Below are 12,415 nucleotides of genomic sequence, written 5' to 3' on the forward strand. Positions count from 1 at the left end.
CCAACCGGTCCGGCTTCCGGCGTATGCCGCCGGCTTCAGAAACCTGTTCGGGCACCGACCGATTAGGTCTGCCTGTTGGTGGTGACCCTCTATTCCGCACCGGCCTCGTCACGAACATGCTCAACCCCAAAGCCGCGGTAGTGCACCTCGCGCTGATCCCACAATTCGTCGAGCCGACGCAGGGACGCACCGTCCAGCAGGGGTTCACCCTCGGTCTGATCCAGCTCACCGTCAGCATGGTGGTGAACGCGCTCATCGTCCTGGAAGCCGGCTCGATCGCCCGCGTCATCGCCACCAGACCGACCTGGGCGAAGTGGCGACGACACGTCAACGGCGCCATGCTGGGAACGGTTGCCCTGCTCCTGGCCCGCGAAGTGCCGCAACGGGCACGGCTGTAACCGCCGCCACGATGAGACTCTTCACTGTGCAGGGGTTATCCGGCCATGTTGTTCGAGCCAGGGCGCATTCACCGAGTAACACGGCGAGGGTCGACAAACCCGAGGCTGGTGTAGCCGGCGGCCCTTTTGGCCAGGGACGAGGCCAGGACGCCGGTGTTGTAGTCGTGGTAGTCGTGAACCTCGGCCGACCTCTTGCCTGGGTAGGGCCGAAGGACACGGCCGACGTACTGCACCAGCCGCCCTTTGGACGCGATCGGCGCAGCCAGGAAGAGAGTGTCGAGGGCCGGGCAGTCAAAACCTTCCCCGATGTACGGGCCCGTTCCGACCAACAGCAGCGGCGGACCGTTCGGACTCGGAACCAGATCGTTGATCACACCTTTCCTGGCGCGAGCGCCGATTCCACCCACCAGGACAGCGGGTTTCAGGCCTCCGGCCTGGAGTGCGTCGACGATGCGCCCAACGTGATCCTTCCACTGGGTCAGGACCACGCAGTGCCTTCCCCGGGTCAGGGCGTCGAGCACGTCGGCGACGATCTGTCGCGTGCGGTGGTCATCCGCCACCAGACTGCGGTAGATCGCGGCCATCCCACCGGGATCCGATGGGCTCGCCGGCCCCTCGTAGGAGAATTCGGTCTGATGGACGTGCAGGACAGGTTCAGGGACTTCGGCCCGTGCTGTGGCGGCGGGCAGCACACCGTGGGTAGGTGCGGCGATGGTATGCCGCACAGGCCCGAGTTGCAGGGCGATCAACTCGTCCAGTTGGTCGCGTCGATACGGCGTCGCCGTCAATCCGAGCCAGCGTCGTGCCGGAATCTGTTGCACAGCTTGCTGAAAGGCAACCGCGGGTACGTGATGGCATTCGTCGACGACCACGAACCCGTACGGCGCGGTCAGTTCCAGGATGTCTTCTGCGCGGGACAAGGATTGGAGCGTCATGATGTCGAGCAATCCAGTCGTCTTCGCTCGCCCGGCTCCACGTTGGCCGGGATTGACGTCCAGGAGTTGGCTGATCCGTACCCGCCATTGGTCGGCCAACGCCTTGCGGTCGACCAGGACCAGGGTGGAAACGCGGTGCTGTGCGATCGCGGCGCAGGCGATGACGGTCTTCCCCGCTCCTGGAGGGGCCACCAGAATCCCCAATTCGTGGGCGACGATCTCATCCAACGCCCTCTTCTGTTCGGGCTCAAGGACGGCGTGAAAGGTCAACGGATAGGGCACTCCGGCCGTTCTTCGGTCGGTGATGTCAAGTCGACTTCCCGCTTGAGAGACTAGGTTCTCCAGTCGGCCAGCGAGGCCACGCGGCAGCACCAGGTCACCTGAGGATGTCTCGTCATAGCTGCGGATGAACCGTGGTGTGTCCCAGGTCGAGGCCCGCCGACGTTGTCGTTCGTAGAAGACCGGGTTCGGCATCGACGCCGCGTGCTTGAGGGTGGCCAACAGGTCCGGCGGTAGATCTCGGGCGACAACGGTGACCATGCTGTCCAGGTGAGCGTGCACCGCCGCGGGCAATGGGATCCGGATGCTGGTCGAGGTGGACGGCCGAACCTTGTCAACGGCTGAACCGACTCTGACGTCACCAAACTGACGTGCCAACCGCGCCACCTCGCGCGGGGACATGCGAACCACACTGGACAGGTAGGCCCATTGATCCTGGTGGGGTTCCAAGGTCGCCATGTCGAGGAAGACGGTGGCGCCCCGTTTTCGGCAGCGACCTTGGAGGGGTGCGGCGATCAGGTTACCGACGCCCCCTGCCGGCAAGACATCTTGGGAGGGAAATAGCCGGTCGTAACTGGTCAACTCCATCCGGCCCCTCAGCGCAATGGCCTCCCGTAACAAGCCGGCACCGACCTGCCTCGCCAGCGCCGCGGGGACAGCCGTCGTGAAGAACAGCCATACATGTGCGCCTAAACCGGAACGAGACACCTCCAGCGCAGCAGGGGCCCCCACAGCGCGGGCCGCCTTCAAATATGCCAACGCATCCAATACAGCAGACGCCCCATCGAAATCTGCTGCCAACCAACAGGTTCGGTCACCATCGAGCATCGGATACAGACCGACATCGATCTCCCCCGAGAGATGAGCGGTCATCACCTCGTCCGTCAATGGAAGGTACTGGCGCCGGTCGGGCGGTTCCCCTCTGCGCCAGCGTCCCCGGATCGCCGGCATCCAACCCGACTTTCCGCTCTGCCTGTTTTCCCACCGCACAGCATGGACGTCCGGTCGCGCCGCAAACAACGTGCGGAAGAACGCGACCTTTGCGGCCGCGGACGACCGGACATCGACACCACCCGGCAACCCATCGAAGATCCCGGTCTGCGCGGGGCCCGGAGGCTGCGCCTGCACGGAACTGAGTCGTAACAACGTCAGGAGCCGCTGGTTCTCCACCCGGAGGTCCGCAACGAGAGTCCGCAACTCGCCCAGTTCCGCATCCAGTCCGCCGCCATCGCTCTCGGACGCTGGACCCGTAGGAGAGGACACTGGTTCATTCTTCAACACGGGGAGAATCGGCGGGGCACCGTGTTCCGGTTGAGCGAACACCCAGTTAGTCCGTTGGGGTCAGTCCAGGACGGCGTTGTGCAGCAACGCGACCCGCCGAAGGCGCGCGAGAACGGTTGGCTCGGTCAGCGACGACGAGGCGGTCACCTCTAGACACTCTGTTCCAGGACGCTGCCTGGACTCGTCGGGGCCGCCCGTCCAAAGGCAGGTCACGAGAGACTCGCTCCGCCATCGCACCCTCGAGATCGCCGGCGAAGTACAGGTAGGAGTAGTCACCATCGATACTGTCGAATCGACCGCCGGCGAGCTCCGTCTCTTGCCTGATCGGGTTCATCTGGTCCGCGGTGAAGCCCACCCCATGGATGCGCCGAACGGGTGTCCCTATCGGCACGATCTCCAGCTGAACTTCGCCCGGAGGTGTCTCCGGAGGCGGGATGTCGGGCACCGATCAGTCCTGGGAGATTGCCGCAGCGACCAGTGCGGCCAGACGAGCAGTGTCACCATCGATGGCGAGGTCAGCCGGCCTCCGACCGCCCCGTAGGCGTCCGTGCGGTGACAGCCACCAGCTTGCGACGCCCCATGGGTCGCCTGCCGCGTTCAACGCCTGATTTGCCGTGCTGACCCCCTCTCGCAATGCAGCGCGAGTTGGGTCGAACTGGAACACCGGGTAAAGCACCCGGCCGTCCACGTCCAATCCCAGCAGGTCGCCCTTCTTTCGCAGACGACTTGCCTTGTCCCGAGTGTTCTTGCCTGCGGAGGCCAGCAAGTCGCCCACTTCGACCGCGTTGAAAGTCCCCTCCGAGAGGACCGTCCGACGGACACCGGCCTCTATCGCCACCCGGCTCACCAGGTCACGCGCCCGCTGGCTCAACGCCACTGTCTTGTCGGAGTAGGTCACCTGGGCGCCGGCCGCCAGCGAGAGCAGCACTTCGACGTCGGGCGCCGCCTGACGGTAGGTGGGGCTGCGACGCAACAGCCCGACGACGAGAGCAAACACTGACTCGTCCGGTACTGCCGCGGTCGTTCGTGCCGCGACGGCGTCGGTATCGCTGCTTGCACCCAGAAGCGCCTGCCTCGGGGCGGACGTCGTGAGGCTCGCAGCAGCTCGCGTGCCGTTCGGCTCGGGTTCATCCCAAGTGAGTGAGCCGCCGAACATCTCGACGAGCTCGGCAGTACTCAGTCTGGCCACGGCTCCACCCACATCTCATCCGACAATGTCGACAGTACCCCTATGTCGGCTGTGTCGAAGTCTACCGGCTGGTTCTGGCCACTGAAAGTCCTGATCAGGCGAAACTCCAATACACCCAGCAACGCCGGGACCGGCGAGCGGCATCAGCTCAACGATTCGCCTGCGGGCAAGACGGCATAACGCAGGAAGACGGTGCCGGCAGCGAAGCGGTGCTGATCGAGCAGTTCGAGCTGCAGGCGGACGCCGAGCGGAAAGGCAGGCTTGCCGCCGCCGACCGCGGTGGGAGTGAGGAAGAGCTGACACTCGTCGACGAGTCCGGCGGCCAGCGCCTGGCCGCCGAGGTCAGCTCCGCCGATCGAGAGGTCGCTCGTCGCCGATTGTTTGAGCTGCCGGACGTCCGCCGGGTCGAAGCTGCGCTCGAGGCGCGTGCGGACTGTGGTCGGCTCCGAAAGGGTTCGCGAGTAGACGATCTTGTCCGCGGCCTGCCACAGCTGAGCGAAATCACGCTCCGGCTCGCTCGGGCCGGCGTCGACGTCCGGGGATTCCCAGTACGTCATCGTCTCGTACATGCGCCGCCCGTACAGGTACGTCCCGACCGGCCGTTCGAGGTCGGTGAGGAAGGCGAGCACCTCGTCATCGGGCGCCGACCAGTCGAACGCGCCGATCGTGTCTTCGACGTAGCCGTCTAGCGAAGCGATCGCCGAGTAGATCAACCTGGCCACTGGTTCACCCTCTCTGCGTGAGATTCTCGACTTGCCTCGCGTGCAGGCCGGGCAGCCAATCCCCGTAGGCAGCCGAGGCACCGCACCGCGGATCGGCGAGGCCTTCGCCGTCGCGCAGGGCGCTGACGTAGGCGCGATCCTGGTTGATCCGTGCCTGCAGCTGATCAGCTCCGCCGACGGAACCGTGGCCCGGGACGAGGACATGGACGTCGCCGGCCACGCCCTCGAGCAGTCCCAACGCCGCGAGGTAGTCCTCGATCGGATCGGCGTCGCCGTTCGAGTCGAGCATCGGGATCAGGACATCGGAGAGCATGTCGCCGGCGACAAGAACTCGGCGATCCTCGATCACCAGCGCCGCATGGCCCGGCGCATGAGCCCGGTGCTCGACAATCCGTACTCGAGGTCCATCCCACGGAATCAACGTGGTGTCGGCGGGCAACCCTGCGATCTCACCCAGCAGGTCCATCGGCACCCGCTCGACGATGTCCGGTGGAATCATCTGCGCGACACGGGCCTTCGCGGCCGCGTCCGGCAGCCGGTCCCGGACGACGGCTGCGCAGCGCGCCGTGCCATACCGGGGCGCCGCACCGAACCTGGAGTGCCAGAGCAGGTGGTCCCAATGCGGATGCGTCGAGAAGCCTGCCACCACGGTCTGGCCCAACCTGGCCAGATCATCTGCGAGACAGATCATTTCATCGCCCAAGACCCCCGGGTCCACGAGCAACACGCCGGCGGCACCCTGGACGACGACGGCGTTGCTCTGCATGAACTCGCTCTGGTAGGTCAACACACCGTCCGCAACCTGCCTCAGCACGGGTGGCTCCTTCCGCTTGTGGTTTGCAACCAGTTCCTGGGAAGGATAAGACTGCCGGTACTTTGCAACCACTTTTTGCAGGCACATCGTCGTTCTCCTTCGGTGGTCCTCTTTTCGACAGCTATAGATCAGCACGAAGTGACTTAGCTACAAGTGACTTGCGCCTAAGCTAGCCTGGTGGAGCAACGGCGACGGTAGAGAGGATCGGGATGGATCTGCGACAGGTTTTCGACGACCTGGTGCGGTTCGAGACGGTGCTGTGGGCCGAGGTGGACCGTCGGCTGCGGGCGGAATGTGGACTGACCCTTGGCAACCTGAACGTGATGATGGTGATCGACTCGACCCCGCTGTGCCGGGTCTACGACGTGGCGGCCGCGCTGGCCATCACGGTCGGCGGTACCAGCCAGGCCATCGATCGCCTCCAGGCTTCCGGCTGGTGCGAACGACGACCCAACCCGGAAGACCGGCGCTCCTCCATCCTCGAACTGACCGACGCCGGCGACGCCCTGCTGGCAGCCGCCGGGCCGGTGTTCGACTCCGGACTCGAGCGGTTCCTCAGCGCCCCGCTGTCGGCGACCGGGCTGCGGGACCTTGCTGCTGCGCTGGGGAAGGTTCGCCGGGCGGCCGTCTCGGATCACCCAGGCGCCGGTGAGCCCGTCGCCGGCTGAACTGCTTCGACGAACTGCCTACTTCGGGTCGGCCAGCGCATCCGCCAGCACGGCGGCCAACGGCGGTGGCATCGCGCTGTCGGCGAGCGCTTCGACGAGCAGGCGTCCGTAGCGGAACTTGCGGAGGGACCCGGCTCCGAAGAAGCGGTGCAATTGGCCCGAGGGTGCCCGACCGCGGTGCGCCGGCTGATGTTGCAGGGTCCGGAACGAGCCGAGGTCGCGCTCGGCTTCGAGGACCGTCAACACGCGATCAACGCCGAGCGCGCGGATCAGCTCGTCCTCCAAGTCGCGATCGCACCGGTGAAAGCCGAGCGCTGCCAGACCCTCTCGGCCCGGATCGGGAGTGAATCCACCCAGCTCGAGGCCGCGGCGGACGAACCGCTCCTCGGCTGCGTCGTACAGGCCCGTCAGGCGGAGCCGTTCGCCGTGCGGGCCGAGCTCCCGGATGTGGCGCGCGACGTTCGTGATCCCGTTCATCGACACGACGGTGGCACCGTTGTCGTTCAGGTCGATACCTCGGGAGGCGCCGAGCGCCAACACGGCCTCGCGGTCGCTCTTCCCCTCGACGAGCACCGCCACCCGAGCCATCTCCGCAGTCAACCTCAAGAGCGGAGACGCTCGCGACTGATATCGGTCGGTGGTCGTTCAGTCCGCGCTGATCACCCGGTCGAGCCAGTCGGCGAGAAGCCGCCGTTCGGATTCGCTCAGCACGTCGAGTCCAGGTGCGATCGCTCGGAAGGCGATAGTGGCGGCCATCGATCCGCCTGCTGCGTGTTTCGATGGGTTCGTCAGGATCTGGCCGAGCACCGCCTCGTACATCGCAGCCGGCAGACCCGTGTCGCGTTGGTCAGGCGGCGTGGCCAGCAGGGTCTGGATGGTGCCGATACCGGCCGCCTGGATGAGGTCGACGGCGCGGGGCTCGCTGACCCGGAGCCGACCGGCTACCGCAACCCGATGCACCCGCGCCTCGAGCACCTGCTTCCCCGAACGGATGGCCGGCGACTGCATCACTCGGCCCGGATCGCTCAGGAGACGGAACAGGGCGGGATTGTCGACGCCGAAATCGATCTGCGTCTCCCATCCGACCCGCAGATCCTCCAAAGGATCGAGATCTGCTGCTGAGGCGGCCTTCACGATCTCGGATTTGGCAGCCACGAAGGCGGCCATCACGTGTTCGGCGACGGCCTCCATCAGGCCGTCCTTGTCGCCGAACAGGCGGTAGATCGTCGGTGCCTGCACGCCGGCGCCTTGGGCCACTCCGCGCGTGGTGACCGCTGCCGGCCCGTCTTGTTGGAGCAACCGCACCGCGACATCAACGATCCGCAGACGTGTGTCGGCCCTGCTGCTGGTCGGCTCGATCATGTTGTCAACGGTAACGCACCCTTGCTATCGTCAGGTTTCCAGTGATAAGGTTTAGACGATTCCATCGCTACTATCGAAGGACTGGCCATGATCGTCATCACCGGAGCAACCGGCGCCCTCAACGGCGCAACAGTCGACCACCTGCTGGAACGGGTGCCGGCGAGCGACATCGCCGTGGTCGCACGTAATATCGCCAAGGCGCAGCGATTTGCCGACTGCGGCGTGGCCGTCAGGCGCGGTGACTACGCCGACCCGAGTTCCCTGCCGGCCGCCTTCGAGGGGGCCGACCAACTACTGCTGGTGTCTTCCAGCGATCCCGCTGCCGACGCAGTGAGCCTGCACCGCAACGCAATCGACGCTGCCATCACCGCAGGCGTGGGCCGCATTCTCTACACCAGCCACCAGGGCGCCGCACTGGACACTCCGTTCGGTCCGGGCCGCGACCACGCCGCCACCGAGCAGCTGCTGGCCGAGTCCGGCATCCCGTGGACCTCGCTGCGCAACGGCTTCTACGCGCACAGCCTGAACTGGTTCACCTCTTCCTGGCGCCAGACGGGCGTGATCACGGTCCCCGCTGACGGACCGGTGTCGTGGACCGCCCGTGAGGACGCCGCGGAGGCAGCGGCCGTCATCCTCGCCTCCAACGGCGCCTACGACGGCCTCACCACCCTCACCGCCGGAGCCGCGCCGACGTTCGCCGACATCGCCGCGATTGCCTCCGAATTGTCCGGCGAGACAGTCGGTCTCGTCGTCATGGAGTCGGAGGATTGGGTCGCCGCTCAGGTCGCCACCGGCCAGAAGGAGTTCATGGTGAGATTCCTGCTCGGCATGTACGAGGCCGCCGACCAGGGCTTCTTCGCCGGGGTCGACCCGCTTCTCGCCACCCTTCTCGGCCGGGAACCACGCACGGCGCGTGACGTGCTCGCCCAGCCGGCGGCGCACTGAGGTTGGAGCTGCGCCTCAGCCGAGCGAGATGCTTGCTGCGCGAAGCTCTTCCAGCGCAGACAGCGTGTACGGCGCGAGGTGGTCGTCCTCGTCACGGTCGCCCTCGGCCCACTCGGCGTAGCCGCGCTTGAACGCCATGACGCCGAGTTCACCCGCGAGATGCGCGGTTGCGTCGGCTACACCGCGCGCGATCAATGCAGCGGTCATTGCCACCGCGAGGCCGACGCTCTTGAGCGCGTCACGTTCCTGGAGTTCGGTGCTGGCGGCGATGGCTGCTTTGATGCGAGGCCCCAGTTCGCGGTTCTCCGGGCCCATCGCACCCGATGCGCGCTCGAGGCCGGCCGCGACCGCCTCGAGCGGGCTCGCGTTGGCGGGGGCCTCGGTGATCCCTTCGGCCAGCAGCTGGCCGAGCGTCTCCTGTCCGGCCACGAGAAGCTCGCGCTTGTCGGCGAAGTGGCGGAAGAAGGTGCTCTTGGTGACCCCGGCGCGCTCGGCGATCTGCGCGACCGTCGTGTCGTCGTACCCCTGCTCGGTGAACAGGTCGACGGCGACGAAGACGAGCCGCTCGCGTGCTCCGGGTTCCCACCTTGCCATGGGTCCATCCTAGGTGATGGGACTTCTGTCCCGTGACTCTGGTACGGTGATGGGACAAGAGTCCCATCACTTCCTAGGAGAAACCCATGCGTGTCTTCATCACCGGTGGCACCGGCCTGATCGGCTCCGCCGTGGTCGCCGAGCTACTCGACAACGGCCACACCGTCCTTGCCCTCACTCGCTCCGATGCGTCTGCCCGGGCCGTCGAAGCCGTTGGCGCCAAGTCCATTCGAGGCGGCCTTGCCGATCTGGACGTGCTGCGCACCGGCGCCGCACAGTCGGACGGCGTCATCCACCTGGCGTTCGGCAACGACTTCAGCAGCGCCGACGCCGTGGCCACGTCGGTGGCGGAGGAGACGGCCGCACTCATGACCCTGGGTGAGACGCTCATCGGCACCGACCGCCCGTTGGTCACCGTGTCGGGTACGCCCTGGGTTGCGGGGCGCCTCTCGACCGAGGAAGACCCGCTTCCGTTGGACGGGCCGGTCGGCGGCCGCGGCGGCACGGTGAACGCGATGATCGGCCTGTCCTCGCAGGGAGTCCGCAGCTCCGCCATCCGCATGCCGCGGACAGTCCACAACAAGGGCGCCGGTGGATTCGCCGGCCTGCTGACCCAGATGGCGCGCCGGGCCGGGGTGTCGGGCTACCCGGGCGACGGCGCCCAGCGCTGGCCGGCCGTGCACGCGCTCGATGCCGCAGTCCTGTTCCGCCTGGCCCTGGAGTCGGCGCCGGCCGGCACCTCCTGGCACGCCGTCGATGACGAGGGTGACGCGGTGCGCGACATCGCCGCTGTCATCGGCCGGCGGCTGGGACTGGCGGTCGAGTCGCTCCCGGAGGCGAACTTCGGCCCGCTCGGCGCGATCTTCGCGATGGACCAGCCGTCGTCCAGTACCCGCACCCGCGAAGCCCTCGGCTGGAAGCCGACGCACCCGAGCCTGCTGGAAGACCTGGAGAACGTCCAGCCCTGAACTCGACGAGGACGAACCCATTTGGTCGAACCGCATCCTCACGCTGCCGGGAGTTGTTAGGGTCCTCGGCTGTAAGGAGATGGACCGGGGAGCGGCGGAGATGACGTCGCCTGTGATCCCGAGCCGTCGAGTTGACCAGGGGGGTCTGATGACGGGTCCGAACTACTGGCCTGCGCAGCCGGGGCCGGCGCCGCGGGTTCCGGTGCAGCAGGCACCGGCACGACGCACCGGCCTACCGGCCTGGGCCGGGATCCTCGCCGCGTTGGCGCTGATCGCCGGCGGCTGGTTCGGAGCCGGCGCGATCGTCTCGCCTGACGCCCAGGCGGCGACGGGTGGGAAGTCCCCGGTCTCGCCATCAGCCACGCCGCCCGCAACCGGCAGCGGCCAGGCGGTCTCGACTGCGACCCGCCCGCCACAGTCGGCCAGGACCTATCCGGACCCGCTTCCGCAGGCTCTCCAGCCGGCCGGCAACCCAAAGGTCACCAGCCTGAGCACCTACTCGAAGGGTGACTTCAGCGGCCGTTTCGACGGGCAGACTGCGGCCACCTACGCGGCGTGGGTCAAGAAGCTGAAGGCGGCCGGCTTCACGCCCAGCGCCGGCAAGAAGAACGACAGCACGAACTTCGACCTGTCCAAGGGGCACATCCGGATCCTCGGCGACTACCTTGCCGGGGCCGACGAGGGACACAGTTCGATCACGTTCGTGTACGACGAGGCGGGAGCCTGAGATGAGCGTCCCGCCTCCCCCCGGCCAGTACTGGCCCGCACCGCCGTACCCGCAGTACGCGGCGCCGCCCCCCCGCAAGGCCGCCGGCTGGCCAATCCTGTTGATCGGCCTGGTGGTGGCCCTGGTGGTCGGCGGGGTGCACGGCTTCCTCAACTACCAGCACGCCCACCCTTCGAATTCCACGACTGCGACGCCTTCACCCACCTCGCCGTCGAAGACCACCCAGCCGCGGGCTGCCCTCGACGCCCCGCGGGCCCTGGCCGACCAGCTGTCGTTCGACATCGGGAGCAAGAACGAAAAGGCCTACCTGTCTCACTTCTCGGGCGCGGCCGTCGCACCGGCGACGCTCTGGTGGAACAACATGACCGCACTGGGCTTCGACTACGGCGCCGCAGCCGTCGGTGACAGGCCGCCCAGCCAGGCAACCTCGGCCACGCTCACGCTCACCCTCGGTGTCCATTCACCGTTGATGCCGGTGATGTCCGGCGCCAGCGACGGCACCAGCCAACTGCCGGTTCCCGGCACTGCCTACACGATCACGCTGACCGATCAACCCACCGGATTCCCTTTGGTGACCGCCATGAAAGGCACGTCCAACGCCCCCTGGGATCAAGGCGCGCTCTACGTGAATCACCAGAAGAACGTCACCGTGGCCGGCCTGCCCGCCGAGAAGAAGTTTGTCGACACCGAGGCCGCAAAAGCCCAGAGGGCCGCCGATTGGGTCCTCAAGTTCCTCGGGCCCTACGCCGGGCAGGTCCACCAGAAGGGATTCGTCGCTTTTGTCTCGGCCGATGCGAAAACAAGAGCCGGCTGGCTGCAGACCGCGCCCAAGGGGAGAGGCTGGGTCGCCGACCCGTCCCTGGTGGCGGGCCTCTTCACCCCGCTCGCGTCGGTCCAGGGGGCCGGCGACGACCAACTGTCCGTGCTGACCACCGGCTACGTCATCCTGGGCAGCACGCAGAAGGATCCCGTCGACGACCTCGGCACCATGGTGCACGAGTTCGCCCACAACCTCGCATCGGTGAACGACCTCTGGTCGTTCGGCGACGGAAAAGCCCTGCCCGCCTGGGTGGTCGAGGGTTGGGCAAGATACATCGAGGCCTATTACCACTACACACCCACCAATCCGCTGGCCAAGAAACCATCGGCCAAGCCATTCCTGTCCGAAGGCCTTGTCAAATTGCCGCATCCGGCTTTCGCCGGAACGGTACCCACCGACGCACAGGTCTACGGCAATGCGAAGCTGGCCGATTACTACTACGACCTCGGGGCGTCGGTCTACGAGTACCTGTCGATCACCTACGGCCCCGACCAGGGATTCCATTCGATGGTCCTGGGATATTCGAACGGAGCCGGTGGCCCGTTCACCACCATTCTGGAATCGAAGACCGGCAGTGAGCTGACCTACACCGACCCTGACGTCATCGAGGCCGGTTGGGCCAAGTGGTACCGCACGTTCTACGGAGCCTGAACGGGTCCACATTCCGTCGAGGGTCGCGGGAATTCCTGATCGTTCTTCACGACTGACGGGGC

14 protein-coding genes are annotated in these 12,415 nt (G+C 66.6%); 6 read left to right on the forward strand and 8 right to left on the reverse strand.

Going from position 1 to position 12,415, the window contains the following annotated elements:
- Positions 1 to 23: 23 nt before the first annotated feature.
- On the forward strand, positions 24 to 398 hold the full coding sequence (locus ABIB25_RS23985; RefSeq protein WP_354531052.1) for a LysE family translocator: 375 nt from the start codon (positions 24 to 26) through the stop codon (positions 396 to 398).
- A gap of 68 nt (positions 399 to 466) precedes the next feature.
- On the opposite strand, the gene ABIB25_RS23990 is transcribed toward ABIB25_RS23985, so the two are convergent.
- The 5 genes from ABIB25_RS23990 to ABIB25_RS24010 all read right to left on the reverse strand — a co-directional run bounded on the left by ABIB25_RS23990 (position 467) and on the right by ABIB25_RS24010 (position 5,618).
- Positions 467 to 2,875 (reverse strand): TOTE conflict system archaeo-eukaryotic primase domain-containing protein, encoded by a 2,409-nt coding sequence (locus ABIB25_RS23990; RefSeq protein ID WP_354531053.1) that lies wholly within the window; start codon positions 2,873 to 2,875, stop codon positions 467 to 469.
- 64 nt (positions 2,876 to 2,939) lie between these two features.
- Complete coding sequence (locus tag ABIB25_RS23995) at positions 2,940 to 3,338, reverse strand: RES family NAD+ phosphorylase (protein WP_354531054.1); 399 nt, start codon at positions 3,336 to 3,338, stop codon at positions 2,940 to 2,942.
- Positions 3,339 to 3,341: 3 nt separating this feature from the next.
- A complete protein-coding gene (locus tag ABIB25_RS24000; RefSeq protein ID WP_354531055.1) occupies positions 3,342 to 3,890 on the reverse strand; it encodes a hypothetical protein in 549 nt (182 codons plus the stop codon).
- A gap of 335 nt (positions 3,891 to 4,225) precedes the next feature.
- Positions 4,226 to 4,804 (reverse strand): dihydrofolate reductase family protein, encoded by a 579-nt coding sequence (locus ABIB25_RS24005; RefSeq protein WP_354531056.1) that lies wholly within the window; start codon positions 4,802 to 4,804, stop codon positions 4,226 to 4,228.
- A 4-nt stretch (positions 4,805 to 4,808) separates the two neighbouring features.
- Positions 4,809 to 5,618: an MBL fold metallo-hydrolase gene (locus ABIB25_RS24010; protein ID WP_354531057.1), complete on the reverse strand. Its 810-nt coding sequence runs from the start codon at positions 5,616 to 5,618 to the stop codon at positions 4,809 to 4,811.
- A 209-nt stretch (positions 5,619 to 5,827) separates the two neighbouring features.
- Between ABIB25_RS24010 and ABIB25_RS24015 the strand changes: the two genes are divergently transcribed.
- Positions 5,828 to 6,286, forward strand: a complete 459-nt coding sequence (locus ABIB25_RS24015) for a MarR family winged helix-turn-helix transcriptional regulator (RefSeq protein ID WP_354531058.1) — start codon at positions 5,828 to 5,830, stop codon at positions 6,284 to 6,286.
- A gap of 18 nt (positions 6,287 to 6,304) precedes the next feature.
- On the opposite strand, the gene ABIB25_RS24020 is transcribed toward ABIB25_RS24015, so the two are convergent.
- Together ABIB25_RS24020 and ABIB25_RS24025 are read right to left on the reverse strand one after the other, a co-directional pair.
- Positions 6,305 to 6,874, reverse strand: a complete 570-nt coding sequence (locus tag ABIB25_RS24020) for a TOPRIM nucleotidyl transferase/hydrolase domain-containing protein (protein ID WP_354531059.1) — start codon at positions 6,872 to 6,874, stop codon at positions 6,305 to 6,307.
- Between the two features lie 57 nt (positions 6,875 to 6,931).
- A complete protein-coding gene (locus ABIB25_RS24025) occupies positions 6,932 to 7,648 on the reverse strand; it encodes a TetR/AcrR family transcriptional regulator (protein WP_354531060.1) in 717 nt (238 codons plus the stop codon).
- A gap of 87 nt (positions 7,649 to 7,735) precedes the next feature.
- On the opposite strand from ABIB25_RS24025, the gene ABIB25_RS24030 reads away from it, so the two are divergent.
- Complete coding sequence (locus ABIB25_RS24030; protein WP_354531061.1) at positions 7,736 to 8,593, forward strand: NmrA family NAD(P)-binding protein; 858 nt, start codon at positions 7,736 to 7,738, stop codon at positions 8,591 to 8,593.
- Between the two features lie 15 nt (positions 8,594 to 8,608).
- Here ABIB25_RS24030 and ABIB25_RS24035 read toward each other — a convergent pair whose 3' ends face one another.
- On the reverse strand, positions 8,609 to 9,187 hold the full coding sequence (locus ABIB25_RS24035; RefSeq protein WP_354531062.1) for a TetR/AcrR family transcriptional regulator: 579 nt from the start codon (positions 9,185 to 9,187) through the stop codon (positions 8,609 to 8,611).
- Between the two features lie 86 nt (positions 9,188 to 9,273).
- Between ABIB25_RS24035 and ABIB25_RS24040 the strand changes: the two genes are divergently transcribed.
- From ABIB25_RS24040 to ABIB25_RS24050, 3 genes are all read left to right on the forward strand, one after another.
- Positions 9,274 to 10,155 (forward strand): SDR family oxidoreductase, encoded by an 882-nt coding sequence (locus ABIB25_RS24040; RefSeq protein WP_354531063.1) that lies wholly within the window; start codon positions 9,274 to 9,276, stop codon positions 10,153 to 10,155.
- A gap of 148 nt (positions 10,156 to 10,303) precedes the next feature.
- Positions 10,304 to 10,882 carry a hypothetical protein gene (locus ABIB25_RS24045; protein ID WP_354531064.1) on the forward strand — a complete coding sequence of 193 codons (579 nt, stop codon included), beginning with the start codon at positions 10,304 to 10,306 and terminating at the stop codon, positions 10,880 to 10,882.
- Between the two features lies 1 nt (position 10,883).
- Positions 10,884 to 12,353, forward strand: coding sequence for a hypothetical protein (locus ABIB25_RS24050; protein WP_354531065.1), 1,470 nt, complete (start codon positions 10,884 to 10,886; stop codon positions 12,351 to 12,353).
- Positions 12,354 to 12,415 lie beyond the last annotated feature (62 nt).

This window comes from Nakamurella sp. UYEF19, from assembly GCF_040546275.1.
Classification (GTDB): Bacteria; Actinomycetota; Actinomycetes; order Mycobacteriales; family Nakamurellaceae; genus Nakamurella.